Source organism: Streptomyces sp. NPDC059989 (assembly GCF_042736975.1).
Taxonomy (GTDB): Bacteria; Actinomycetota; Actinomycetes; order Streptomycetales; family Streptomycetaceae; genus Streptomyces.
Genome location: NZ_JBHWUO010000020.1, coordinates 78,697 through 102,487, shown reverse-complemented (window position 1 = coordinate 102,487; position 23,791 = coordinate 78,697). Strand labels below are relative to the sequence as shown.

The 23,791-nt window shown below is 72.3% G+C and carries 22 protein-coding genes and 1 pseudogene; 16 read left to right on the top strand and 7 right to left on the bottom strand.

From position 1 onward, the window contains the following. Nucleotides 1-385 precede the first annotated feature (385 nt). Entirely contained in the window at nucleotides 386-1,726 is a 1,341-nt protein-coding gene (locus ACFWBN_RS19850; RefSeq protein WP_385178180.1) for an MFS transporter, read from the bottom strand. Between the two features lie 221 nt (nucleotides 1,727-1,947). On the opposite strand from ACFWBN_RS19850, the gene ACFWBN_RS19845 reads away from it, so the two are divergent. The 6 genes from ACFWBN_RS19845 to ACFWBN_RS19820 all read left to right on the top strand — a co-directional run bounded on the left by ACFWBN_RS19845 (nucleotide 1,948) and on the right by ACFWBN_RS19820 (nucleotide 6,799). Next, nucleotides 1,948-3,027, top strand: coding sequence for a carbohydrate kinase family protein (locus ACFWBN_RS19845; RefSeq protein WP_385178218.1), 1,080 nt, complete (start codon nucleotides 1,948-1,950; stop codon nucleotides 3,025-3,027). A gap of 136 nt (nucleotides 3,028-3,163) precedes the next feature. Next, nucleotides 3,164-4,201, top strand: a complete 1,038-nt coding sequence (locus ACFWBN_RS19840; RefSeq protein ID WP_385178179.1) for a PhoH family protein — start codon at nucleotides 3,164-3,166, stop codon at nucleotides 4,199-4,201. Nucleotides 4,202-4,214: 13 nt separating this feature from the next. Next, nucleotides 4,215-4,712, top strand: a complete 498-nt coding sequence (gene ybeY, locus ACFWBN_RS19835; protein ID WP_385178178.1) for an rRNA maturation RNase YbeY — start codon at nucleotides 4,215-4,217, stop codon at nucleotides 4,710-4,712. After that, nucleotides 4,709-6,013: a hemolysin family protein gene (locus ACFWBN_RS19830; RefSeq protein ID WP_385178177.1), complete on the top strand. Its 1,305-nt coding sequence runs from the start codon at nucleotides 4,709-4,711 to the stop codon at nucleotides 6,011-6,013. The genes ybeY and ACFWBN_RS19830 overlap by 4 nt, the downstream gene beginning before the upstream one ends. After that, nucleotides 6,010-6,372: an MmcQ/YjbR family DNA-binding protein gene (locus ACFWBN_RS19825; RefSeq protein WP_385178176.1), complete on the top strand. Its 363-nt coding sequence runs from the start codon at nucleotides 6,010-6,012 to the stop codon at nucleotides 6,370-6,372. Before ACFWBN_RS19830 ends, ACFWBN_RS19825 begins: the two co-directional genes overlap by 4 nt. A gap of 70 nt (nucleotides 6,373-6,442) precedes the next feature. Next, entirely contained in the window at nucleotides 6,443-6,799 is a 357-nt protein-coding gene (locus ACFWBN_RS19820; protein ID WP_385178175.1) for a cytidine deaminase, read from the top strand. 25 nt (nucleotides 6,800-6,824) lie between these two features. On the opposite strand, the gene ACFWBN_RS19815 is transcribed toward ACFWBN_RS19820, so the two are convergent. Then, nucleotides 6,825-8,129, bottom strand: a complete 1,305-nt coding sequence (locus tag ACFWBN_RS19815) for an MFS transporter (protein WP_385178174.1) — start codon at nucleotides 8,127-8,129, stop codon at nucleotides 6,825-6,827. Nucleotides 8,130-8,200: 71 nt separating this feature from the next. Here ACFWBN_RS19815 and ACFWBN_RS19810 point away from each other — a divergent pair, with 71 nt between their 5' ends. The 4 genes and pseudogenes from ACFWBN_RS19810 (at nucleotide 8,201) to era (ending at nucleotide 12,804) form a co-directional block, all read left to right on the top strand. Then, nucleotides 8,201-9,280, top strand: a complete 1,080-nt coding sequence (locus tag ACFWBN_RS19810; protein ID WP_385178173.1) for a GlxA family transcriptional regulator — start codon at nucleotides 8,201-8,203, stop codon at nucleotides 9,278-9,280. A gap of 108 nt (nucleotides 9,281-9,388) precedes the next feature. After that, nucleotides 9,389-10,672, top strand: coding sequence for a beta-xylosidase (locus ACFWBN_RS19805; RefSeq protein WP_385178217.1), 1,284 nt, complete (start codon nucleotides 9,389-9,391; stop codon nucleotides 10,670-10,672). After that, a pseudogene (locus ACFWBN_RS19800) lies at nucleotides 10,669-11,355 on the top strand (WxL protein peptidoglycan domain-containing protein); the annotation flags it as partial. The gene ACFWBN_RS19805 and the pseudogene ACFWBN_RS19800, both read left to right, overlap by 4 nt. A gap of 498 nt (nucleotides 11,356-11,853) precedes the next feature. Continuing rightward, nucleotides 11,854-12,804 carry a GTPase Era gene (gene era, locus ACFWBN_RS19795; protein WP_385178216.1) on the top strand — a complete coding sequence of 317 codons (951 nt, stop codon included), beginning with the start codon at nucleotides 11,854-11,856 and terminating at the stop codon, nucleotides 12,802-12,804. 12 nt (nucleotides 12,805-12,816) lie between these two features. On the opposite strand, the gene ACFWBN_RS19790 is transcribed toward era, so the two are convergent. From ACFWBN_RS19790 to ACFWBN_RS19780, 3 genes are all read right to left on the bottom strand, one after another. Then, nucleotides 12,817-13,647, bottom strand: a complete 831-nt coding sequence (locus ACFWBN_RS19790; protein ID WP_385178172.1) for a GNAT family N-acetyltransferase — start codon at nucleotides 13,645-13,647, stop codon at nucleotides 12,817-12,819. Nucleotides 13,648-13,719: 72 nt separating this feature from the next. Then, entirely contained in the window at nucleotides 13,720-13,989 is a 270-nt protein-coding gene (locus ACFWBN_RS19785) for a protealysin inhibitor emfourin (protein ID WP_385178171.1), read from the bottom strand. A 9-nt stretch (nucleotides 13,990-13,998) separates the two neighbouring features. Next, entirely contained in the window at nucleotides 13,999-15,081 is a 1,083-nt protein-coding gene (locus ACFWBN_RS19780) for a M4 family metallopeptidase (RefSeq protein WP_385178170.1), read from the bottom strand. Nucleotides 15,082-15,446: 365 nt separating this feature from the next. On the opposite strand from ACFWBN_RS19780, the gene leuA reads away from it, so the two are divergent. Beyond that, entirely contained in the window at nucleotides 15,447-17,210 is a 1,764-nt protein-coding gene (leuA, locus tag ACFWBN_RS19775) for a 2-isopropylmalate synthase (RefSeq protein WP_385178169.1), read from the top strand. A gap of 64 nt (nucleotides 17,211-17,274) precedes the next feature. Here the strand turns inward: leuA and ACFWBN_RS19770 are convergent, their stop codons facing one another. After that, nucleotides 17,275-18,033, bottom strand: a complete 759-nt coding sequence (locus ACFWBN_RS19770) for an SDR family NAD(P)-dependent oxidoreductase (RefSeq protein ID WP_385178168.1) — start codon at nucleotides 18,031-18,033, stop codon at nucleotides 17,275-17,277. A 193-nt stretch (nucleotides 18,034-18,226) separates the two neighbouring features. On the opposite strand from ACFWBN_RS19770, the gene ACFWBN_RS19765 reads away from it, so the two are divergent. The 5 genes from ACFWBN_RS19765 to ACFWBN_RS19745 all read left to right on the top strand — a co-directional run bounded on the left by ACFWBN_RS19765 (nucleotide 18,227) and on the right by ACFWBN_RS19745 (nucleotide 23,361). Continuing rightward, entirely contained in the window at nucleotides 18,227-18,922 is a 696-nt protein-coding gene (locus ACFWBN_RS19765) for a TerB family tellurite resistance protein (RefSeq protein ID WP_385178167.1), read from the top strand. A 603-nt stretch (nucleotides 18,923-19,525) separates the two neighbouring features. Further along, nucleotides 19,526-21,148 (top strand): nucleobase:cation symporter-2 family protein, encoded by a 1,623-nt coding sequence (locus ACFWBN_RS19760; protein WP_385178166.1) that lies wholly within the window; start codon nucleotides 19,526-19,528, stop codon nucleotides 21,146-21,148. A gap of 85 nt (nucleotides 21,149-21,233) precedes the next feature. Further along, entirely contained in the window at nucleotides 21,234-21,980 is a 747-nt protein-coding gene (gene recO / locus ACFWBN_RS19755) for a DNA repair protein RecO (RefSeq protein ID WP_385178165.1), read from the top strand. Nucleotides 21,981-21,991: 11 nt separating this feature from the next. After that, complete coding sequence (locus ACFWBN_RS19750) at nucleotides 21,992-22,813, top strand: isoprenyl transferase (RefSeq protein ID WP_385178164.1); 822 nt, start codon at nucleotides 21,992-21,994, stop codon at nucleotides 22,811-22,813. 23 nt (nucleotides 22,814-22,836) lie between these two features. Next, nucleotides 22,837-23,361: a YcxB family protein gene (locus ACFWBN_RS19745; RefSeq protein WP_385178163.1), complete on the top strand. Its 525-nt coding sequence runs from the start codon at nucleotides 22,837-22,839 to the stop codon at nucleotides 23,359-23,361. On the opposite strand, the gene ACFWBN_RS19740 is transcribed toward ACFWBN_RS19745, so the two are convergent. Then, a complete protein-coding gene (locus tag ACFWBN_RS19740; protein ID WP_078892882.1) occupies nucleotides 23,358-23,786 on the bottom strand; it encodes a Fur family transcriptional regulator in 429 nt (142 codons plus the stop codon). The two genes, ACFWBN_RS19745 and ACFWBN_RS19740, sit on opposite strands and share 4 nt — an antisense overlap. Nucleotides 23,787-23,791 lie beyond the last annotated feature (5 nt).

Sequence of the window (23,791 nt, the reverse complement as noted above, 5' to 3'; positions counted from 1 at the left end):
GGGGTGGGGTGTCGGCCGGGACTGCATGATTTATGGCGCCCCATGGGGATTGAGCGGTACGGGCTGCGGTTGCGCCACAAATCACGTTTTACGTCCCGGCCAACACCCCACCCCGTCCCCGACCCCGGCCAGGCACATTCAGACCCGCCCGGGCAAAATCCAGCGCCGCCGGGCACATTCAGCCCCTCCGGCGTTTGAGGAGCGGGGGTCCCCCCGGACGGAGTCTGGGGGAGGGTCTGGGGCGGAGCCCCAGGTCTGTGAGCCGCACCTGAGCGGCGGCGCCGGGCACAGTCCAGCCCCGCCGGCGCTTGAGGCGCGGGGGGCTGGGGGCGGAGCCCACAGGATCGGGGAGGGGCGGGGTGGGGCAGGCTCCGCGCAGCGGTCGTCAGACGCGTTCGCGGCGGCGGGACGGTGTGGTCAGGAGGAGGACGCGGCGGGGCGGACGGCGGCGGAGCGGGATCTCGGTCACCGGGAGTTCGGCGGCACCGACGCGGGGGATCGCCCCCGACGGCGCGCCCGCGCCGGCGGCGAGGACGGCCGCCGGGGCGCCACCGCGGCGGCGGACGGAGCCCGCGGTCAGCGGGCGGCCACCGGCGTGCAGCGCGACCGCGGTCATGGGCCCCGCCACGGCCAGCAGCAGCCCGCCCAGGACCAGCCCCATTCCGGAGAAGCCCGCGGCCTCGGCGAGCACGCTGCCGGTGACCGGCCCGCAGGCCACGCCCAGGGAGGACGCCGAGCCGGCCAGCACCGCCCAGCGGCCCCGCGGGTCGAGGGCCGCGGCGAGCCCGATGGCGTACGAGAGGACCACCGGGTAGAGGGCGTTCCACAGGATCTCGCCCGCCGCGAAGCCGGCGAGGCCGTGCGCCGAGGACGAGAGCGCCACGCAGCAGGCGATCAGCGCCGTGCCCGCGCCGATCGGGACGGCCCGGCCCAGGCGGGCGCCGAGCGCGGAGGCGGCCGTGACGCCGAGCAGGCCCGCGCCGAGCGCCGCGGCGAAGACGATCCCGAGGGTGACCTCCGAGAGGCCCGCCTGCTGGGTGCCGATCCGCCCGCTGACCCCCCACAGGGCGTTCTGGGCCAGGGACCACAGCATCAGGCCGCCCGCCAGGACCACCCCGGCGCGCGGGTACGGCAGCCGGCCCGCCGCAAGCCCGGTGACGGCGCCGGCGTCGGGCCCGCCGAGGCGGGCCGTGGCCGGCCAGGCCGCCGCCGCGACCAGGGCGATCGCCGCGAACGGCAGCCCGTGCCCGCCCCCGAGCCGGGGCAGCGTCAGGTACAGCGCGCCCGCCGTGGCCGAGACCGACAACAGCCCGAGGGCGGAGGTGCGGTGCGGGTCGCGCTGCCCGGCGATCCCGGAGGCGGCCACGGCCGTCGCGGTGCCGGAGCCGAAGCCGCCGACCACCGCGCCCGCGATGACCAGCGGCAGCAGCGAGGTCGCGGCGGCCGTGCCGTAGCCGACGACGGCGAGCAGCAGCCCGATCCGGGCCGGCGGGCGCGGCCCGTGGCGGGATATGCGGGAGGCGAGGGTGAAACCGGCCGCGGCGGAGCCGAGCAGCAGGACCGAGCCGATCAGGCCGGCCTGCGCGGGGCTCAGCGGGAGATGGGCGTCCAGCCGCCCGACGACGGTCGGCAGCAGGTACGGGGCGACGTAGCCGGCCGTGAAGAGGGCCACCAGGGGCCAGGCGGCGGGCGGCGCGGAAGGCGGCGCGGAGGCGCGGTCGAGCACGGATGTTCCAGGTGGTGCGTGGTGGCGCCGCGGAGATCGCGGGGCCCATGTCTATCAAGCGGGCGTAGGGGTGGAAAAGGGCATTCCGGAGGTGATCTGCGACACACTGGGTTTTGACCCTCGCCGAGGCGGGCAGGGCTGGCAGCTTTCCACCGGGAACCGCTTTGCAGAAACGACCCTTCAAGAGCAACGGGGAGTACACCGTGACCAGTCGGGACAGCATCGACAGCCGCTCCGCAGCAGTGGACCCGCTCGGTCCGCTGCGGGATCCCCACGAACCGGGCTGCGACGTCTTCCTGACCGGGACGGTCTTCCTCGACATCATCTTCACCGGCCTCGACTCCGCACCCGTGCGCGGTACGGAGTCCTGGGCGCGCGGCATGGGCTCCAGCCCCGGCGGCGTCGCCAACATGGCCACCGCCCTGGCCCGCCTCGGCCTGCGCACCTCGCTGGCGGCGGCCTTCGGGGACGACCACTACGGCGAGTACTGCTGGGACGCCCTGGAGCAGGGCGAGGGCATCGACCTGTCCATGTCGCGGACCGTCCCCGGCTGGCACAGCCCCGTCACCGTCTCCATGGCCTACGAGGGCGAGCGCACGATGGTCTCGCACGGCCACGAGGCCCCTCCGCCGGCGGGCCCCGGGCCCTTCCCGCAGTGCCCGCCGCGCGCCCGGGCGGCCGTGGCCGCGCTCGGGCCGGACCGGGGCGAGGAGTGGATCGGCGAGGCCGCCCGGCGCGGCTCGCGGGTCTTCGCGGACGTCGGGTGGGACGAGAGCGGCCGGTGGGACCTGGGGGCCCTGGCCGACCTGGAGCACTGCGAGGCCTTCCTGCCGAACGCCGGCGAGGCCATGCGGTACACCCGGACCGACTGCCCGCGCGCGGCGGCCCGGGCGCTGGCCGAGAAGGTGCCGATCGCGGTGGTGACGATGGGCGCGGAGGGCTCGTACGCGGTGGACGGGCACACCGGCGAGACGGCCCACGTCCAGGGGATCGCGGTGGACGAGCTGGACCCGACGGGGGCCGGGGACGTCTACGTGGCGGGCTTCGTCACCGGCACCCTGGCGGGCTGGCCGCTGGCGGACCGGCTGGCCTTCGCCGGGCTGACGGCGGCCCTGTCGGTCCAGGAGTTCGGCGGCTCCCTGTCGGCCCCGGGCTGGCCGGAGGTGGCCCACTGGTGGCGGACCGCCCCCGAGGCCCTGCGCGGCCGGTACGGCTTCCTGGACGACCTGGTCCCGCGGGGCCCGGCCCCGGCGGCGCGCCGCAGGGCGGTGCCGACGATCGGATTCCGCCACTCCGCGTAGCCCTGCGCACCGGCGGCGAAGCCGGGCGTAAAACCCCTCGGGGAAGCCCCGGCGGGGACGTAGGCTTGGTTATCCGGAGGTCGTCGATCGGCGCGGCCCCTCAGCGGGAGGTATGTGCAGGCCACAGTGCCGGCCCATGACTCAGACACCCACAGCCCACATTCCAGTGCCGGGGCAGGCGCGAGCCCACTTCACCGTTCCGGCCAGGCACCCGATGGTGACGGTGCTCGGCTCCGGTGACGCCCTGTTGCGCGTGATCGAGAAGGCCTTCCCGAAGGCCGACATCCATGTTCGGGGCAATCAGGTGAGCGCGATCGGCGATGCGGCGGAAGTCGCACTGATCCAGCGCCTGTTCGACGAGATGATGCTGGTGCTCCGCACCGGGCAGCCGATGACGGAGGACGCAGTGGAACGCTCGATCGCCATGCTCAAGGCGAGCGGCAACGGGACCGGGCCCGAGGAAACGCCCGCCGAGGTGCTCACCCAGAACATCCTCTCCAGCCGCGGCCGCACCATCCGACCCAAGACCCTCAACCAGAAGCGGTACGTCGACGCGATCGACAAGAACACGATCGTCTTCGGCATCGGCCCCGCCGGTACCGGCAAGACCTACCTGGCCATGGCCAAGGCGGTCCAGGCCCTGCAGTCCAAGCAGGTCAGCCGGATCATCCTGACCCGGCCCGCCGTCGAGGCGGGGGAGCGGCTCGGCTTCCTGCCGGGCACCCTCTTCGACAAGATCGACCCGTACCTGCGCCCGCTGTACGACGCGCTGCACGACATGCTCGACCCCGACTCGATCCCGCGGCTCATGGCTGCCGGGACCATCGAGGTCGCGCCCCTGGCGTACATGCGCGGACGCACGCTCAACGAGGCCTTCGTCGTCCTCGACGAGGCGCAGAACACCACCGCCGAGCAGATGAAGATGTTCCTGACCCGGCTCGGCTTCGACTCGAAGATCGTCGTCACCGGTGACGTCACGCAGATCGACCTGCCGGGCGGCGCCAAGAGCGGTCTGCGGCAGGTCCAGGAGATCCTGGACGGGGTGCCGGACATCCACTTCTCGCGGCTCACGTCCGAGGATGTCGTCCGCCACAAGCTGGTCGGCCGTATCGTCGACGCGTACGAGAAGTACGACGACGGCCAGCAGGCCGCGAACGGCCACCAGCGGAAGTAGAACCCAGCGCACCATGTCGATCGACGTCAACAACGAGTCCGGAACCGAGGTCGACGAGCAGGCGATCCTCGACATCGCCCGCTACGCGCTCACCCGGATGCGGATCCACCCGCTGTCCGAGCTCTCCGTCATCGTCATCGACGAGGACGCGATGGAGCAGCTCCACATCCAGTGGATGGACCTGCCCGGACCCACCGACGTCATGTCCTTCCCGATGGACGAACTGCGTCCCCCTGCGAAGGACGACGAGGAGCCCCCGCAGGGGCTCCTCGGTGACATCGTGCTCTGCCCCGAGGTCGCCAAGAAGCAGGGCGAGGACGCCCCGACGCAGCACTCCATGGACGAGGAGCTCCAGCTCCTGACCGTCCACGGGGTGCTGCACCTGCTCGGGTACGACCACGAGGAGCCGGACGAGAAGGCCGAGATGTTCGGCCTCCAGGCGGCCATCGTCGACGGCTGGCGCACCGAGCGCGGCATGACCGGTCCGTCCCCGGCGCCCACCGTCTCGTGAACGCCCCGCAACTGATCACCGGAGCCGTCCTGCTGGTGGTCGTGGCCTGGTTCGCGGCCTGCGCCGAGTCCGGGATCGCCCGGATTTCGAGCTTCCGTGCCGAGCAGGCCGTACGGGAGGGCCGGCGCGGCAGCGAGAAGCTCGCGCAGGTGGCGGGCGATCCGACCCGCTACCTCAATGTGGCGCTGCTGGTGCGGGTCACCTGTGAGATGGCGGCCGGAGTCCTCGTCACGTATGTCTGCCTCGGCGAGTTCGGGGAGACCTGGACCGCGCTGCTCGTGGCCATCGCGGTCATGGTGCTGGTCTCCTTCGTCGCCGTGGGCGTGTCCCCGCGCACGATCGGCCGCCAGCACCCGCTGAACACCGCGACGGCGGCCGCGTACGTCCTCGTGCCGCTCGCGCGGGTGATGGGGCCGATCCCGCAGCTGCTGATCCTCATCGGCAACGCGCTCACGCCCGGAAAGGGCTTCCGCAAGGGGCCGTTCGCCTCCGAGGCCGAGCTGCGCGCGATGGTGGACCTGGCGGAGAAGGAATCGCTGATCGAGGACGACGAGCGCCGGATGGTGCACCAGGTCTTCGAGCTGGGCGACACGCTGGTGCGCGAGGTGATGGTGCCGCGCACCGACCTGGTCTGCATCGAGCGGTACAAGACGATCCGTCAGGCGACGACGCTCGCCCTGCGGTCGGGTTTCTCGCGCATCCCGGTGACCGGGGAGAACGAGGACGACATCGTCGGGATCGTCTACCTGAAGGACCTGGTCCGCAAGACCCACATCAGCCGGGAGACGGAGGCCGACCTGGTCTCCACGGCGATGCGGCCGGCGGTCTTCGTGCCCGACACCAAGAACGCGGGCGATCTGCTGCGCGAGATGCAGCAGGTGCGCAACCACGTGGCGGTGGTCATCGACGAGTACGGGGGCACGGCCGGCATCGTCACCATCGAGGACATCCTGGAGGAGATCGTCGGCGAGATCACCGACGAGTACGACCGGGAGCTCCCGCCGGTCGAGGACCTCGGCGAGGACCGCTACCGGGTCACCGCGCGCCTGGACATCACCGACCTCGGCGAGCTGTTCAAGGTCGAGGCCTTCGACGACGAGGACGTGGAGACGGTCGGCGGACTGCTGGCCAAGGCCCTGGGCCGGGTGCCGATCGCGGGCGCCTCGGCGCTGGTGGAGCTGCCCGACGGGCGTCCGCTGCGGCTGACGGCCGAGTCCCCGGCCGGGCGGCGGAACAAGATCGTGACGGTGCTCGTGGAACCGGTGGCCGCGGTGGAGGCCGCGGGGGAGGAGGGGGAGTGACCCCGGCGCAGCTGCGGAGGTTCTGCCTGAGTTTCAACGCGGCCGTGGAGGAGTTCCCCTTCACCCCGGAGACCTCGGTGTTCAAGGTGCTGGGCAAGGTGTTCGCGCTGACGGCGCTGGACGCGGAGCCGCTGAAGGTCAACCTCAAGTGCGAGCCGGAGCTGGCGGTGCGGCTGCGCGAGGAGCACGAGGCGATCGTGCCGGGCTATCACATGAACAAGCGGCACTGGAACACCGTGACCGTGGGCGGGCCGGGCGGCCTGCCGGAGGCGATGGTCCGGGAGCTGGTGGAGGACTCGTACGACCTGGTGGTGGCGGGCCTCCCGAGGGCGGAGCGGCTGCGGCTCGACCGGCCGTGACGGTGCCCCGCAGAGCGCCTCGGCGGGGTCGTTGCACGGCTCCGCCGGGGCGCTCCATATGCTTTCGCCCATGACCGACACCACCGGGATCGACCCCGAGGACAGCAAGATCATCACGCTGGCGCGCAGCGCCCGGGCCCGCAACGGCGTGCCCGAGGGGGCCGCGGTGCGGGACGAGACGGGCCGCACCTACGTCGCCGGGACGGTGGAGCTCGACTCCCTGAAGCTGAGCGCGCTCCAGACCGCGGTCGCGATGGCGGTGGCGAGCGGGGCGCAGTCCCTGGAGGCCGCCGCCGTGGTCAGCGCCGCCGACGCCCCGGCCGATGCCGACCGCGCGGCCGTCCGCGACCTGGGCGGCCCGGACACCCCGGTGCTGCTGGCGGCTCCGGACGGCACCCTGAAGTCCACGACGCCCGCCGGATCCTAGGGCTCCGACGGGCGGTGGCCGGCGGTCAGGCCGCGACGGCGGCCCCCGCCGGGGAGCGGCGGCGGATGACCATCGCCATCAGGGCCGCCATCGCGCACAGGCCGCCGGACGCGTACCAGACCAGGTCGTACGAGCCGAAGGCGTCCCGCGCCAGGCCGCCCAGGAAGGCCACCACCGCCGCGCCGACCTGGTGCGAGGCCAGGACCCAGCCGAAGACGATCGCGCTGTCCTCGCCGTACTGCTCGCGGCACAGCGCGATGGTCGGCGGGACGGTCGCGACCCAGTCCAGCCCGTAGAAGACGATGAAGAAGATCAGGGGCGGCTGTACCGAGGGCGCCAGCAGCATCGGCAGGAAGAGCAGCGAGATCCCGCGCAGCGCGTAGTACACGGCCAGCAGGCGCCGCGCGTCGAAGCGGTCCGTGAACCAGCCCGAGGCGATCGTGCCGACCACGTCGAACACGCCGATCACCGCGAGCAGCCCCGCGGCCGCCGTCACCGGCATGCCGTGGTCGTGGGCGGCCGGCACGAAGTGGATCCGCACCAGCCCGTTGGTCGAGGCCCCGCAGATCGCGAAGGTGCCCGCCAGCAGCCAGAACGGGCCCGTCCTGGCCGCCTTGAACAGGACGGTCACGGCTCTGCGCGCCGCACCCGGGATCGGCGCCGGCTTGGCGGTGTACGTTCCGCCGTACGGGGCGAGGCCCACGTCCGCCGGGTGGTCGCGCAGGAGCAGCCACACGAAGGGGACCACGGCCAGGGCCGCCAGCGACACCGTGATCGCCGCGGGCCGCCAGCCGTGGTGCTCCACCAGCCAGGACAGCAGCGGCAGGAAGATCAGCTGCCCGGAGGCGCCCGCGGCGGTCAGGATCCCGGTGACCAGCCCGCGCCGCGCGGTGAACCAGCGGTTGGTGACCGTCGCCGCGAAGGCCAGCGCCATCGAGCCGCTGCCCAGGCCCACCAGCACCCCCCAGAACAGCACCAGCTGCCAGGACGCGGTCATCCACACCGTGGCCGCCGAACCGCCCGCGATGACGGTCAGGGCCAGCGCGACGACCTTCCGGATGCCGAAGCGGTCCATCAGCGCGGCGGCGAAGGGCGCGGTGAGCCCGTAGAGCGCGAGATTGACGGAGACGGCGAAGCCGATCGTGCCGCGCGACCAGTCGAACTCCTCGTGCAGCGGCTCGATGAGCAGTCCGGGGAGGGAGGCGAAGGCGGCGGCGCCGATGATCGTCACGAAGGCGACGGCCGCGGCGAACCAGGCGCGGTGGATGCGTCCGGCCCGGCGGGGGGCGCCGTCGGGGGCGGCGGTGGGGGTGGGTGCTGTCTGCGTCACGCCGACAGCTTCCGGCCTGCGGGACACCGTACGACAGTGGCCTGACTGTCACGCTTCGATATGATCGGGCCATGGAGCCGAGCCCGTCGAACCGCCCGAGCCACCCGAGCCACCCGAACCCGCCGAAGGGCCCGGGGTCGCACCGGATCGTCGTCCTCGCCCTCGCCGGGCTGCTCCCCTTCGAACTCGGCATCCCGCACCGGATCTTCGGCCGCGCCAAGGACCCGGCCGGGCGGCCGCTGTACGAGATCCTCACCTGCGGGCTCGCCCCCGGCGCGGTGCGCACGGACGCCGACTTCGCGATCCACGTCGAGCACGGCCCGGAGCTGCTGGCCACGGCCGACACCGTGGTGGTGCCGGCCTCGTACGAGCTGGGCCCGGTGTACGAGCACGGCCTGCTGACCGACGAGCTCGCCGCTGCCCTCGGCCACATCCGGCCCGGCACCCGGCTCGTCTCCATCTGCACCGGCGGCTACGTGCTGGCCGCGGCCGGATATCTGGACGGCCACCGGGCCACGACCCACTGGGCCTCCGCCGAGCACTTCCAGGAGCTGTTCCCGGCCGTACGGGTCGACGCGGGCGTGCTCTACACGGACGACGGGGACGTGCTGACCTCCGCCGGTGTCGCCGCCGGCATCGACCTGTGCCTGCACATCGTGCGCCGCGACCACGGCGCGGCCGTCGCCAACGAGGTGGCCCGGCGGACCGTCGTACCGCCCCACCGGGACGGCGGGCAGGCGCAGTTCATCGCGCGCCCGGTGCCGGAGCCGCAGCTCGCCAGCACCACGGCTGCCCGCGCGTGGGTGCTGGACCGGCTGCACGAACCGCTGCGCCTGAGCGATCTGGCCCGGCAGGAGGCCATGTCGGTACGGACCTTCACCCGCCGGTTCCGGGAGGAGTCGGGCGTCAGCCCCGGGGAGTGGATCACCGGCCAGCGGGTGGAGCGGGCCCGGCAGTTGCTGGAACAGACGGATCTGCCGATGGAGCAGGTGGCGCGGGAGACCGGTTTCGGGACGGCCCAGTCGCTGCGCAAGCACGTGCAGGCGGCGCTGGGCGTCAGCCCGACCGCCTACCGCCGTACCTTCAAGGCGACGGCGGGCACCCTGCCATCTCCTGATGGGCCATCAGTTGATGCCGGACCCGTGCATTGACTTCTCCCGCGCCCCGCTCGTGAATGGCCCCCTGTCGGCGGGACGGAACCCAGGGGGCGGGCAGTGCGAACAGGGGCGCGCAGCAGGAGATGGTCGGCGGCCGTCGGCATGGCGGTGCTCGCGGCCGTGACCGGGAGCGCGCTGAGCGCACCGGCCGCCGCCGACGGTGGGGCCCCGCCCGGCCAGGTGACCTTCCCGACGCACTGCCTGCCGCCCCAGGAGGCCGGACTCCCGCCCGCCGACGGCCCGACCACCGCCCGGATCACCGTCGACGACCCGGCCCCGCAGGTCGGCGACACCGTCACCGTGACCTACCAGGTGGCCGTGACCCCCGCCGTGAACCCCGTCGGCGGCGAACTCCCGGCGGACGTGCTGACCCCGACCGGGCGCGTCCTGCTCGGGGGCGCGCAGAGCGGCGAGGTCACCGTCGTCGGCGCCAAGCGCAACGGGCCCGTCCCGGCGGGCGCGGTCCTCCCGGCCGTCACCATGACCGGCACCTTCACCGTCACCGCGCCCGGCGAGATCACCCTGGCCCCCGGCGGCTACACCCTGCACACCAGCCACCTGCTGGACCTGGACACCACCTGCTCGGCCACCGGGACCCCCGTCTCCGAGCGCCTCACCGCGACCCCGCTGCCCACGGCCAACCTGCGCAGCGTCGCGCTCGCGGCGGCCTACGGGAAACCGGGCGCCAAGGTCCGGGTCACCGCCGCCGGATTCACCCCGGGCGCCACCGTGACGGTGGCGGGCCGGGCGGGCGCCGCCGAGACCGCCGACCGGGTGGCCGCCACCGCTGACCCGCTGGGCGTGGTCCTGGCGGAGCTGCCGGTCACCGACAAGGCCACCACCGCGGTGGTCGCGTACGAGGGCACGGCCTGGTCGGCGGGACAGGGCTCGGGCCCGGCCGCGTACACGGTCATCGACGCCGCGCCGCTGCCGCCGGGCACGCAGAAGGTGACCGCCACCGTGGAGCCGGGCGCGCTGGGCATGACGCAGACGGGCGAGGACATCGCCCTGGGGGCGGTCCCGTACGGCGACGGCGGCGCCGCCCCCGGCCGGATCGGGACCGTCACCGTCAAGGACGCGCGCGGCGGGCCGGCCGGCTGGTCGCTGATCGGCAAGGTCGGCGACTTCACGGGGCCGGGCGGGGTGCGGATCCCGGGGGGCGCGCTGTCGTGGACCCCGTCGTGCGTGGCTGCGGCGGGCAGCCCGAGCGTGTGCGCGGCGGGCAGTGCGGGGGTGGTGGGGCCGGAGGGGGCGGTGCTGGCCTCTACGGCTGACGCGGCGGTGGTCGGGGGCACGTTCACCGTGGATGCCGCCGTCACCCTGCGGGTGCCGCCGTACACGCCGCCGGGTTCGTACACGGCGGTCCTTACGCTGACCCTGTCGTGACGGGGGTGTGGGTGCGGGCGCGAGCCGGGTTGCCGCTGCGCGGGGCCTTCCCCCACCCCGCCCCTTCCCGAAACTGGGGCTCCGCCCCAGACCCCGCTCCTCAAACGCCGGAGGGGCTGAAAGATCAGCCTCGCCTGGGGGTCCCCCCGGACGGAGTCTGGGGGAGTTTGAGGCGCGGGGGTGCGGGGGCGGAGCCCCCGACGGGGGGCTGGGGGCGGAGCCCCCGGTTTCGGGAAGGGGCGGGGTGGGGGAGGCTCCGCGCAGCGGCAGCGCGTCTCGGCAGGGCGCTGCCGGTCGTGGGGGCGGTCCTCGCCGCCGTTTGGCTCGCGCCCGCCGGGACGGCAGAGGCCGCCGACAACGGCCAGTGGTCCGTCCTCCCCGCCGCCAACACCGTCGGCCAGCGGCCGTACTTCTACCTCGCCGCCGCCCCCGGCCAGACCGTCAGCGACTCCGTCACCATCGCCAACCGCACCGACCGCCCCCGCACCTTCCGCCTCTACGCCGCCGACGCCTACAACACCCCCCGCGACGGCGGCTTCGCCCTACGCGGCCCCGACGAACCCCGCCGGGCCACCGCCGCATGGGCGAAGCTCGACCGCGAGCGGGTCACCGTGCCGGCCCGGGCGGCGGTCGGCGTCGCCTTCAGCCTCACCGTCCCCGACCGGGCGGAACCGGGCGACCACCCCGGCGCCATCGTGGCCCTGGAGGACCGGCCGGAGGCTGCCACCCCCCGGGGCATCGGCGTCCAGCAGGCCGTCGCCGCCCGCGTGTACCTGCGGGTGACCGGCCCCACCGCGCCCGCCCTCGCCGTACGGGAGGTCACGGCCACCGGCACCGAGGTCTCGTACACGCTCCACAACATCGGCAACGTCACCCTCCGCCCCCACGCCACCCTCACCGCCACCGGCGCACTCGGCCGGCCCCTGCCCGGCCGCGGCGGCCGCGAGCTCACCGGGCTCCCCGCCGAGCTGCTGCCGGGCCAGGAAGTCCGGCTCAAGGCCGCCTGGGACGGGCCGCCCGCCACGGAATGGGCGGAGCTGACCGTACGCGCGCGGGCCGACGGAACCACAGCTCAGGGCAGTGCCGCCTACGCCGCGCACCCCCGGCTCGCCCCCCTCCTCGCGGGCGGGACGGCCCTCGCGGCGGTGGCCTGGTCGGCGCTGGGAGTCGCATCGGGGAGAATGGCCCGTATGAGCGATCGTTCCCCCGAGTCCACTGCCCCGCACCGTGCGGGCTTCGCCTGCTTCGTCGGCCGCCCCAACGCGGGGAAGTCGACCCTCACCAACGCACTCGTGGGCACCAAGGTCGCGATCACCTCCAACCGGCCGCAGACCACCCGCCACACCGTCCGCGGCATCGTGCACCGCCCCGACGCCCAGCTCGTCCTCGTCGACACGCCCGGCCTCCACAAGCCGCGCACGCTGCTCGGCGAGCGCCTCAACGACGTCGTACGGACCACCTGGGCCGAGGTCGACGTCATCGGCTTCTGCCTGCCGGCCGACCAGAAGCTCGGCCCCGGCGACAAGTTCATCGCCAAGGAGCTCGCGGGGATCAAGAAGACCCCCAAGATCGCCATCATCACCAAGACCGACCTGGTCGAGTCCAAGGTGGTGGGCGAGCAGCTCATCGCCGTCCACCAGCTCGCCGAGGAGCTGGGCTTCCAGTGGGCCGAGATCGTCCCCGTCTCGGCGGTCGGCGACACCCAGGTCCAGCTGCTGGCCGACCTGATCGCGCCGCTGCTGCCGGAGAGCCCGCCGCTGTACCCGGAGGGCGACCTCACCGACGAGCCCGAGATGGTCATGGTCGCCGAGCTGATCCGCGAGGCCGCGCTGGAGGGCGTACGGGACGAGCTCCCGCACTCCATCGCCGTGGTCGTCGAGGAGATGATCCCGCGCGAGAACCGCCCGGCCGACCGGCCGCTGCTCGACATCCACGCCAACGTCTACATCGAGCGGCCGAGCCAGAAGGGCATCATCATCGGCCCGAAGGGCGCCCGCCTGAAGGAGGTCGGGATGAAGTCGCGCAAGCACATCGAGGCGCTGCTCGGCACCCCGGTCTTCCTCGACCTGCACGTGAAGGTCGCCAAGGACTGGCAGCGGGACCCCAAGCAGCTCCGCAAGCTCGGTTTCTGACCTTCCGGACGGTCAGGCCCCCGGAGCCGCCGGCGGTTCCGCGATGAGGGCCGTCGCCACGCGGCGGAATCCGGCGCGGGCGTAGATGCGGGCCACGTCCTCGTCGCCCGCCGAGAGGAAGACCGTACGGGTGCCGCGCGCGAGGGCGTCGGCGACCAGGGCGGCCGTGACCCCGAGGGCCAGGCCCTGGCGGCGGGCCGACGGGAGGGTGCCCACACCCACCACCTCGGCGACGTCCCCGACCGGGTTGTACTGGCCCGAGCACAGCACCAGGCCGTCCCGTACGGCCGCCGCCATGACGGTCAGGCCCGACGCGATCAGACCGGACACCCGTGCCCGGCGCGCCTCCACCCCGGGATCGGCCATCGCCGCCGCCAGCTCCGCCGGGCCGGCCTCGCCCAGCGCCGTCCCCGGGGCCGCGAAGGCCAGCGCCGGGGCCGTGACCGCCGCCGTCAGCAGCGGGTCGCCGGCGCCGAGGAGGCGTACCTCCGGATGCGCGGGGAGCGGTACCGCGGCCGGGTCCAGCACCATCAGCGGGTGCGCGTGGACGTGCAGTCCCGCCGCCTCCACCGCTGCCCGCAGCGAGGGGCTGGTTTCGGCCACCCACTCGAAGGCCTCGGGCACCTTCAGCTCCCGCTGCCGGGCCAGTACCCGCTCCACATCGGCCGCGGTCGCCGCCGGGCCGCCGAGCGCGGGCCGCGCGTAGTACGGCCACCCGGCGCCCTCCTGGACGAACAGGGTCAGCGGGCCGAAGTCCTCGGCCCGCGCCCCGCCCACCCGCGGCACCGTGTCGTAGTACCGCTCCAGCTCGGACAGCGTCGAATCGATCACGTGGTCGGTCATCCGGTCATCCAAGCAAAGCCGCGCCGCCCGGGCACCTGCGTTTCGGCGCCAGGGCGAGGGCCGAACCCCTGGTCAGGCACCCTCCTTCAGGATGCGGGTGATGAGCGCCCGCTGTGCCTCCGACAGGTTCGGCTCCTGGCAGGCCACCGTCCGCCCGTCCACCGTGATCCGGTACGAGAACCCGTCCCGCACCCGGTCCGCCGGAGGCCCCGGCGGGCCGGGCCGCAGCGCCAGCTGGGCCAGGGCCTGCCACTCGGCCTCGTCCGGCCGGCCCGAGGTGTCCACCTCGGCCCGGCGCTCGATGCCCGCGAAACCGCCCGTCCGTACCACCTGAATCCGCATGCGTGCCCTCTACCCCGCCAGCGGGACGCCCACCGCCGACCACGCCTTCTGGAGGGCCAGGTGCTCGGTGCCCCCGTCCCCGTACCGGGCCACGGCGGCCGCCGTCGACAGCCGGGCGAAGTCCTCGAAGTCGGCGTTCGAGGTCAGCTGCCCGCCCGTGAGGGTGTCGTACCAGATCTGCCCGGCCCGCTCCCAGGCCTTGCCGCCCAGCTCGGTCGCCACCACGTAGAAGGCGTGGTTGGGGATGCCGGAGTTGATGTGCACCCCGCCGTTGTCGCGCGCGGTCTCCACGTAGTCGTCCATGGTCGCCGGCTGCGGGTCCTTGCCGAGCTCGTCGTCGTCGTACGCCGTCCCCGGCGCCTTCATCGACCGCAGGGCGACCCCGCTGACGTTGGGCCCCAGCAGCCCGGCCCCGATCAGCCAGTCGGCCTGGTCCGCCGTCTGCTCCAGCGAGTACTGCTTGATCAGCGAGCCGAACACGTCCGACATCGACTCGTTCAGGGCGCCGGACTGCCCGTGGTAGTTCAGGTTCGCCGTGTACTGCGTGACCCCGTGGGTCAGCTCGTGCCCGATGACGTCCACCGACACCGTGAAGTCGAGGAAGAGGTCCCCGTCCCCGTCGCCGAAGACCATCTGCTGCCCGTCCCAGAAGGCGTTGTTGTAGTCCTCGCCGTAGTGGACGCTCGCGTCCAGCGCGAGCCCGGAACCGTCGATCGACTGCCGCCCGAAGCCCTTCAGGAACAGCTCGTACGTGGCCCCGAGCCCGGCGTAGGCGCGGTTGACGGTGGCGTCCTTGCTCGCCCCGTCGCCTTCCCCGCGCACCTTCTTCCCGGGCAGCCGGGTGCGGTGCTGGCAGTCGTAGATGGTCCGGCGCGGATCGTCGGAGGCGTCGGGGGCGGGCGCCGCCAGTGCGGGCGCGATGCCCCGCACTGCGGTGACCCGGCGCCGGGTGCGCAGGAGGGAGTCGCGTTCGAGGGTGCGCTGGGCGAGATCGGCGCGCCGGGAGTCGCCGGAGAGGGCGGCCTTGTCGAGCAGGTGCGGCGGCACGACGGTGCAGAAGACGGGGTGGCGGTGGCTGTGGGAGGCATCCATGCCCGGCAATGTGGCAGTGGGTCATGCCTGTGTCACTACCTGCAACCATGATTCATTCGGTTGTCTGAAAGCGGTGACCTGGGATTGACGGATCGACCGGACCTCCCCGGAGAAAGGAGGCTTAGCTCACATTCGGTGCAAATCGGACGCGTGGGTCTTGCATACTGAAACAGGTCCTCGCGTTACGGCGCGGCTCGGTTAGGCTCGGCCCATCATGCGTTTCGGGCTGCTTCTCCTTAGCTGCCGCGGCGAGGGTCTGTAGTCGTAGGCCGGCCCCCTCCCCGCGGAGTTTGGTGTTGCGGTTTTTACGACCGCCCGTCGGCCGTCCCAGCGAACTACCGCGGACACGCGAGGAGCCCAACGCCATGAGCCAGCAGCCTTTTGTCGGTCGCCCCACGCCCATCACGAACGCGACCCACTCCCAGCAGCCCTCCGGGATGCCGATCCACAAGTACGGCCGGTACGAGCAGGTGGACATCCCGGACCGCACCTGGCCGGACGCCCGCGTCACCAAGGCCCCCCGCTGGCTGTCCACCGACCTGCGCGACGGCAACCAGTCGCTGATCGACCCGATGACCCCCGCCCGCAAGCGCGAGATGTTCGACCTGCTGGTGCGCATGGGCTACAAGGAGATCGAGGTCGGCTTCCCGTCCTCCGGTGAGACGGACTTCGCCTTCGTGCGCTCCATCATCGAAGAGGGCGCGATCCCGGACGACGTCACCATCTCCGTACTGACCCAGGCCCGCGAGGACCTGATCGAGCGGACCGTGGAGTCGCTGGTCGGCGCCAAGCGCGCCACCGTGCACCTGTACAACGCGACCGCCCCGACCTTCCGCCGGGTCGTCTTCCGCGGCTCCAAGGAGCAGATCAAGCAGATCGCCGTCGACGGCACCCGCCTGGTCATGGAGTACGCCGAGAAGCTGCTGGGCCCCGAGACCGTCTTCGGCTACCAGTACAGCCCGGAGATCTTCACCGACACCGAGCTGGACTTCGCCCTGGAGGTCTGCGAGGCCGTCTGCGACGTCTGGCAGCCGGCCGAGGGCCGCGAGATCATCCTGAACCTGCCCGCCACCGTGGAGCGCTCGACGCCCTCCACCCACGCGGACCGCTTCGAGTGGATGGCCCGCAACCTGACCCGCCGCGAGCACATCTGCATCTCCGTGCACCCGCACAACGACCGCGGCACCGCCGTCGCCGCCGCCGAGCTGGCCCTGATGGCCGGCGCCGACCGCATCGAGGGCTGCCTGTTCGGGCAGGGCGAGCGCACCGGCAACGTCGACCTGATCACGCTGGGCATGAACCTGTTCTCGCAGGGCATCGACCCGCAGATCGACTTCTCGCAGATCGATGAGATCCGTCGTACGAGCGAGTACTGCAACCAGATGGAGGTCCACCCGCGCCACCCCTACGCGGGCGACCTGGTCTACACCGCCTTCTCCGGCTCCCACCAGGACGCCATCAAGAAGGGCTTCGACGCGATGGAGGCCGACGCGGCCGCCGCCGGCAAGACCGTCGACGACATCGAGTGGGCGGTCCCGTACCTGCCGATCGACCCGAAGGACGTCGGCCGCTCCTACGAGGCGGTCATCCGGGTCAACTCGCAGTCCGGCAAGGGCGGCATCGCGTACGTCCTGAAGAACGACCACAAGCTGGACCTGCCGCGCCGCATGCAGATCGAGTTCTCCCGGATCATCCAGGCCAAGACCGACTCCGAGGGCGGAGAGGTCACGCCGAAGGCGATCTGGGACGTCTTCTCCGACGAGTACCTGCCCAACCCGGAGAACCCGTGGGGCCGCATCCAGCTGCGCTCCGGCCAGACCACCACCGACAAGGACGGCACGGACACGCTGACCGTCGAGGCGGTCGTGGACGGCGTGGAGACGGTCCTGGACGGCACCGGCAACGGTCCGATCTCGGCCTTCTTCGACGCGCTGGCCGGCATCGGCGTCGACGCCCGCCTGCTGGACTACACCGAGCACACCATGAGCGAGGGCGCCTCCGCCGTGGCCGCCTCGTACATCGAGTGCGCGATCGACGGCCGTGTCCTGTGGGGCATCGGCATCGACGCCAACACCACCCGCGCCTCCCTGAAGGCGGTCATCTCCGCCGTCAACCGCGCGGGCCGCTGAACCGCTCGTACGGGAACCCCGTCCCTCCATCCGGAGGGGCGGGGTTCCGCCGTTTCCCGGGGTCTCAGCGGGCCAGGTAGCCGCCGTCCACCGGCAGGACCACACCCGTCACGAACGAGGCCGCGTCGGAGGCCAGGAAGGCGATGACGCGGGCCACCTCCTCCGGCTCGCCGAGCCGGCCCATCGGGTGGGCTCCGGCCATCTCGGCGAGGTATTCCGGCCCGCCCGGCTCGTCGTCCAGCGCCAGCACCCGCTCCGTGCGGATGGTTCCGGGGGCCACCGCGTTGACGCGGATCCCGTGCGCCGCCCACTCCACCGCGAGGTGCTTGGTCAGCCCCGAGGCCACGAACTTCGCCGGCCCGTACGCCGCCTGCCGGGCCTGCCCGGCCACCCCCGAGATCGAGGACACGCAGACCAGCGCCCCGCCGGGCGGATCCTGCGCGGTCATCGCCTCGATGGCGTACTTGCAGGTCAGGAACATGCCCCGGCCGTCGACGGCCATGACGTGGTCCCAGTCCTCCGGGGTGGTCTCCCGTACATCCGAAAGAGGGAGCACCCCGGCGTTCGCCACGGCGACGTCGAGCCTCCCGTAGGCGCCGACGGCCGTCGCCACCATCGCGCGGTTGGCCTGCGGATCGGACACGTCACCGGTCACCACGGTGACCTCGTGGCCCTCTTCGGCCAGCTGCGCGCGCAGGGCCTCCAGGCCGGGGCGGTTGACATCGGACGCGGTCACCCGGGCCCCGGAGCGGGCCAGCAGCAGGGCCGTGGCCCGGCCGATGCCGCTCGCGGCGCCGGTCACCAGACAGGACTTCTCGTTCATGCGGCCGAGGGTAGGGAAGAAGGCGAGGTGGCGGGGGCGCACTTCGGCCAAGTCCGGGCACCGCCCGATGTTGTCTTGTCACACGACTGACGCATCCTCACCGATGTGGCTAACATCACGCCAACCCGGCGATGTTGCCGTGGGGGTCCCTTCCCGTGCCCAGAGGGCTACGGGGGCGTTACGGAGGTGCGACGTGCTGCCAGTTCGGGGTGGGGACGGCCGGAAGCTGACGGTCTGGGGCATCCGTACCACCTGGAGCACCGTGGGCGACGGGGAGTTCTTCTGCCCGGCCTGCGGTGGCGACCGCAACTACCGCAGGCGCACCGGGCGCCGCCGTTTCACCGTCCTCGGCGTGCCGCTGCTGCCGCGCGGGAGCGCCGGGCCCGTCGTCGAGTGCCAGGCCTGCCGGGAGCGCTTCGCCACCGACGTCCTGGACCACCTCACCACCACCCGCTTCACCGCGATGCTGCGCGACGCCGTGCACACCGTGGCGCTGGCCGTGCTCGCCGCGGGCGGGACGGCCTCGCGCAGCGCGCTGGAGGCCGCCGTGCACGCCGTACGGGCCGCGGGGTTCCAGGACTGCACCGAGGAGCAGCTGGAGTCCCTCGTGGAGGCGCTGTCCAGCGACGAGGGCAGGCTCGGGCTGTACGACGTACCGGAGTGCTGCGGGGCCGCGCTGTCGATAGAGCTCCACGAGGCCCTGGAGCCGCTGGCTCCGCACCTGGCGGGTCCGGGCCGCGAATCGGTCCTGCTGCAGGGGGCCCGTATCGCGCTCGCGGACGGTCCGTACATCCCGGCCGAGCGCGAGGTGCTCTCCACCGTCGGCGCGGCGCTGCGGATCGACGCGGACGACGTGGCCCGGCTGCTCTCGGCGGTCCGGGCGCCGTAACGAGTCTTCCCTTGCAGTGACACCCGAGCCCCCTGGGGCTCGGGTGTTCTGCTTTCCGGACAGCTGTCCCCGCTGAACGGAGGCACTTCGTCCGAAAGTGGCCCGAACGACGTAACGATCCGGCCTCGCAGGGTCCTTTTCGGGCCTCGTGAACGCGGCGTGAACGTCGGAGGCACACCTTCCACACAAGATCGGTCCACCAGTCGGACGCCCGGAAGGCCGGCTTCGAATTTGCGTTGCCGTAGGCCGGTGAATCGCGTAGTCGCAGGTCATGGCCTATGGGCTTCGCGGTCGCGCAGCAGGAACGGCTTCTTCCGGGCGGTGTCGCCCATACTCCTCGATCCGGATCTCCACCACTGGAGAAACCTCTAGATCGGAGATCGGTGACGGTCAACAATTTGTGGAAGTCACCGATACCTGTGAGGCCCCCCACAGGCGTTCAATTCCGGTCACACGACGAGACGCCACCGTTAACACGGCGGGGCTTCGATTCACGTGAACGCACTGACAAGCCTGGCGGATCAACGGGTTAGCGACCCACTTCGACCAGGGATAACCAGATCTCCTCTCACTTACCTCACCTCTTTGAAGGGCAAGGCAGAGATGGCACGTGTCGCCGCCCGGCTTTCCGACAACGGAGAGCAGAGCACGCACCCGGTCGACGAGGTGCTCCCCCTCCCCAAGCTCGCCCTCTACGGCTTCCAGCACGTATTGGCGTTCTACGCCGGCGCGGTGATCGTCCCGATCATCGTCGGCGGAGCCCTCGGCCTCAGCACCGAGCAGCTGGTCTATCTGATCAACGCCGACCTGTTCACCTGCGGTATCGCCTCGATCATCCAGGCGTGGGGCATCGGTCGGATCGGCTCGCGCCTGCCCCTGATCCAGGGCGTCACCTTCACCGCGGTGTCCCCGATGATCGCCATCGGGCTCGGGGCGGGCGGCGGGACGGCGGGCCTGCTCGTCATCTACGGCGCGGTCATCACGGCCGGCATCGCCACCTTCGCCTTCGCCTGGCTGCCCCCCAAGGCCTTCCGGACCGTCATGCGGCTCTTCCCGCCGGTCGTCACCGGCACGGTGATCACCGTGCTCGGCATCGTCCTGATCCCGGTCGGCCTCAACGACGCGGCGGGCGGCCTCGGCAGCCCCGACTTCGGCGACCCCAAGCACTTCGCCTACGCGGCCGGCACGATGCTCTTCATCCTCGTCCTGATGAAGCTCGGCAAGCCGTTCCTCTCCAGCATCTCCATCCTGCTCGGCCTGGTCGGCGGCACCGCCGTCGCCTTCCTGCTCGGCGACGCCAAGTTCGGCGACGTGGGCAAGTCGGACTGGATCGGCATCACCACGCCCTTCTACTACGGAGCCCCGAAGTTCGAGTGGTTCCCGATCGTGCTGATGCTCATCGTCATGCTGATCACCATGGTGGAGACCACCGGTGACACCTACGCCGTCGGCGACATCGTCGGCAAGGAGATCGACAGCGAGACCGTGGCCCGCGCCCTGCGTGCCGACGGCGCCGCGACCGCCCTCGGCGGTGTCCTCAACTCCTTCCCGTACGTGGCCTTCGCGGAGAACGTCGGCCTGGTCCGCATGACCAAGGTCAAGAGCCGCTTCGTCGTGGTCGCCGCGGGCGTGTTCATGATCTTCCTCGGTCTGATCCCCAAGGCCGCCGCGATCGTCGCGGCGGTCCCGCACGGAGTGCTCGGCGGCGCGGCGACGGTGATGTTCGCGATGGTCGCCCTGGCGGGCATCCAGACCCTGGCCAAGGTCGACCTCAAGGAGGAGAAGAACGCGCTGGTCGTGGGCGTCTCCCTGGCCTTCGCGCTGCTGCCCGCCACGGTCCCGGTGCTCTTCAAGGAGCACATGGACGCGGACCTCTCCTCGCTCCTCAACAGCGGTGTCACGCTCGGTGCCACGGCCGCCATCGTCCTGAACCTGATCTTCAACGGCCTGGCCAAGGACGACTCGCACGGCGCGCCCAAGGTCGAGCTGCCCGCCCAGGCGGCCGCCCCGGCCGAAGCCGAAGCGGCACCCGAGGCGGCCGGGACGTCCCCGGAGACCGAGGCGAAGTCCGAGGCGAAGTCCGAGGCGAAGACCGAGGCGAAGACCGAGGCGAAGAGCGGCGGCGAAGCCGAGACGGTCGCCGAGGCCGCCGTCGGCGTCGCGGTCGCGACGAAGACCGGTGCCGAGAAGACCGACACGGACGACGCGGCGACGCCCGCTTCCTGAGCCTCCCAAGGGGTGACGGCCCTCCGTCCGGACCGGTGTCCGGACGGAGGGCCATCGTCGTGCCCGCACAGGCGACAATGGGCGCATGAGTCTGTTCCGCGACGACGGCATCGTGCTGCGCACCCAGAAGCTGGGTGAGGCGGACCGCATCATCACGCTGCTCACCCGGGGCCACGGCCGGGTCCGGGCCGTCGCCCGCGGGGTCCGGCGTACGAAGTCCAAATTCGGCGCCCGGCTGGAACCTTTCTCCCACGCCGACGTGCAGTTCTTCGCCCGCGGCAGCGAGCTGATCGGCCGCAGCCTCCCGCTCTGCACCCAGACCGAGATCATCGCCCCGTACGGCAACGGGATCGTCACCGACTACGCCCGCTACACCGCCGGCACCGCGATGCTGGAGACCGCCGAGCGGTTCACCGAGAACGAGGGCGAGCCCGCCGTACAGCAGTACCTGCTGCTCGTCGGCGCCCTGCGCACGCTCTCGCGCGGCGAACACGAACCGCACCTCATCCTCGACGCCTTCCTGCTGCGCTCCCTCGCCGTCAACGGCTACGCGCCCAGCTTCGAGGACTGCGCGAAGTGCGGGATCCACGGCCCCAACCGGCACTTCTCCGTCGCCGCCGGCGGGGTCATATGCGGGGACTGCCGGGTCCCCGGCAGCGTCGTACCCTCGTCGGAGGCCATCGCCCTGCTCAGTGCCCTGCTGACGGGCGACTGGGACCACGCGGACGCCTGCGAGGCGCGTCACGTGCGGGAGGGCAGCGGGCTGGTCTCCGCCTATTTGCACTGGCATCTGGAGCGCGGGCTACGCTCCCTGCGATACGTCGAGAAATAGGAGCTGGGCACATGGCACGACGCGGGATTCTGGGACGCTCTCGCCGCGAGTACAAGGTTCCCGAGCCGCACCCGTCCGGTGAGCGCCCGCCGAAGATCCCCGGCGAGCTCGTCCCGAACCACGTCGCGGTCGTCATGGACGGCAACGGCCGCTGGGCCAAGGAGCGCGGACTGCCGCGCACCGAGGGCCACAAGGTCGGCGAGGGCGTCGTGCTGGACGTGCTCAAGGGCTGCCTGGAGATGGGCGTCAAGAACCTCTCCCTGTACGCCTTCTCGACGGAGAACTGGAAGCGCTCGCCCGACGAGGTCCGCTTCCTGATGAACTTCAACCGCGACGTCATCCGCCGCCGCCGCGACGAGATGAACGAGCTGGGCATCCGCATCCGCTGGGTCGGCCGGATGCCCAAGATGTGGAAGTCGGTCGTCCAGGAGCTCCAGGTGGCCCAGGAGCAGACCGTCGACAACGACGCGATGACCCTGTACTTCTGCGTCAACTACGGCGGCCGCGCGGAGATCGCGGACGCGGCGCAGGCCATCGCCCGCGATGTCGCCGCCGGCCGGCTGGACCCGTCGAAGGTCAACGAGAAGACCGTCGCGAAGTACATGTACTACCCGGACATGCCGGACGTGGACCTCTTCCTGCGCCCCAGCGGTGAGCAGCGCACCTCGAACTACCTGCTCTGGCAGAGCGCGTACGCCGAGATGGTCTTCCAGGACGTGCTGTGGCCGGACTTCGACCGCCGCAACCTCTGGGCGGCCTGCCTGGAGTACGCGCAGCGCGACCGCCGCTTCGGCGGGGCCGTCCCGAACCAGGCCGAGGGCTCCGCAGGCTGAGCCTGCCGCTAGGCTCCGCCGTCATGGACATGGCTGACCAGGCGGTGGAGCTGCACGGCTCCGCGGCCCGCCGCGACGTACGGGAGGCGCTGCGCTGGCGCGCCGTCGGGGCGCCCGGGGGGCGCAAGCGGCTGATGCTGTGGCTGGTGCTGGTCCCCCTGGCGCCGGTCGCGCTGATCGTGGTCCGGCACGGTCGGGGGACGGATCCGGCGGGCCTGGCCTTCGCGGCCGGCGCGGGGGTGGTCCTGGGCGCCGTCTGCCTCTGTCTGGACCTGTGGCGGTTGGCGCGCCGGATGTACCGCCGGGCCTCGAAGCACCCCGAGTACCGGTGCGTGGTCACCGAGCGGGAGGTGCGGAGCCACCGGCCCGACGGGACGGCCACCGCGTACACATGGGCCCGTTACACCGGCTGGGCCGAGACCCGGAACCTGTTCATCCTCGTCTACGGCGGGGAAGGCCTGGGCTGGCTCCCGAAACGGGGCGCGCAGGACCCGGCCGATGTCGCCCGGGTGCGGGCGATCCTGGAGCGGAACCTGAAGCGGGTCTAGGCGGCGGCCGCGCAGTCGGCGCAGGTGCCGAAGATCTCCACCGTGTGGGCCACGTTCACGTAGCCGTGCTCGGCGGCGATGGACTCCGCCCACTTCTCCACGGCCGGGCCCTCCACCTCGACGGCCTTGCCGCACTTGCGGCAGACCAGGTGGTGGTGGTGGTCCCCGGTGGAGCAGCGCCGGTACACGGACTCGCCGTCGCTGGTGCGCAGGACGTCGACCTCGCCGGCGTCCGCGAGCGACTGGAGGGTGCGGTACACGGTGGTCAGGCCCACGGAGTCGCCACGGTGCTTGAGCATGTCGTGGAGCTCTTGGGCGCTGCGGAACTCGTCCACCTCGTCCAGCGCCGCCGCCACGGCGGCCCGCTGCCGGGTGGATCGTCCTCGTACTGGCGCGGTATTCATCTCGCCAGGCGCAGTCGCCACCGGTT

Excerpts from the sequence above, each read along its gene's own strand:
- era (WP_385178216.1), top strand. The coding sequence starts at position 11,854 with ATGGCCCGTATGAGCGATCGTTCCCCCGAGTCCACTGCCCCGCACCGT.
- ACFWBN_RS19780 (WP_385178170.1), bottom strand. The coding sequence starts at position 15,081 with ATGGATGCCTCCCACAGCCACCGCCACCCCGTCTTCTGCACCGTCGTG.
- leuA (WP_385178169.1), top strand. The coding sequence starts at position 15,447 with ATGAGCCAGCAGCCTTTTGTCGGTCGCCCCACGCCCATCACGAACGCG.
- ACFWBN_RS19790 (WP_385178172.1), bottom strand. The coding sequence starts at position 13,647 with ATGACCGACCACGTGATCGATTCGACGCTGTCCGAGCTGGAGCGGTAC.
- ACFWBN_RS19805 (WP_385178217.1), top strand. The coding sequence starts at position 9,389 with ATGGCGGTGCTCGCGGCCGTGACCGGGAGCGCGCTGAGCGCACCGGCC.
- ACFWBN_RS19770 (WP_385178168.1), bottom strand. The coding sequence starts at position 18,033 with ATGAACGAGAAGTCCTGTCTGGTGACCGGCGCCGCGAGCGGCATCGGC.
- ACFWBN_RS19785 (WP_385178171.1), bottom strand. The coding sequence starts at position 13,989 with ATGCGGATTCAGGTGGTACGGACGGGCGGTTTCGCGGGCATCGAGCGC.
- ybeY (WP_385178178.1), top strand. The coding sequence starts at position 4,215 with ATGTCGATCGACGTCAACAACGAGTCCGGAACCGAGGTCGACGAGCAG.
- recO (WP_385178165.1), top strand. The coding sequence starts at position 21,234 with ATGAGTCTGTTCCGCGACGACGGCATCGTGCTGCGCACCCAGAAGCTG.
- ACFWBN_RS19820 (WP_385178175.1), top strand. The coding sequence starts at position 6,443 with ATGACCGACACCACCGGGATCGACCCCGAGGACAGCAAGATCATCACG.
- ACFWBN_RS19840 (WP_385178179.1), top strand. The coding sequence starts at position 3,164 with ATGACTCAGACACCCACAGCCCACATTCCAGTGCCGGGGCAGGCGCGA.
- ACFWBN_RS19750 (WP_385178164.1), top strand. The coding sequence starts at position 21,992 with ATGGCACGACGCGGGATTCTGGGACGCTCTCGCCGCGAGTACAAGGTT.
- ACFWBN_RS19760 (WP_385178166.1), top strand. The coding sequence starts at position 19,526 with ATGGCACGTGTCGCCGCCCGGCTTTCCGACAACGGAGAGCAGAGCACG.
- ACFWBN_RS19810 (WP_385178173.1), top strand. The coding sequence starts at position 8,201 with ATGGAGCCGAGCCCGTCGAACCGCCCGAGCCACCCGAGCCACCCGAAC.
- ACFWBN_RS19745 (WP_385178163.1), top strand. The coding sequence starts at position 22,837 with ATGGACATGGCTGACCAGGCGGTGGAGCTGCACGGCTCCGCGGCCCGC.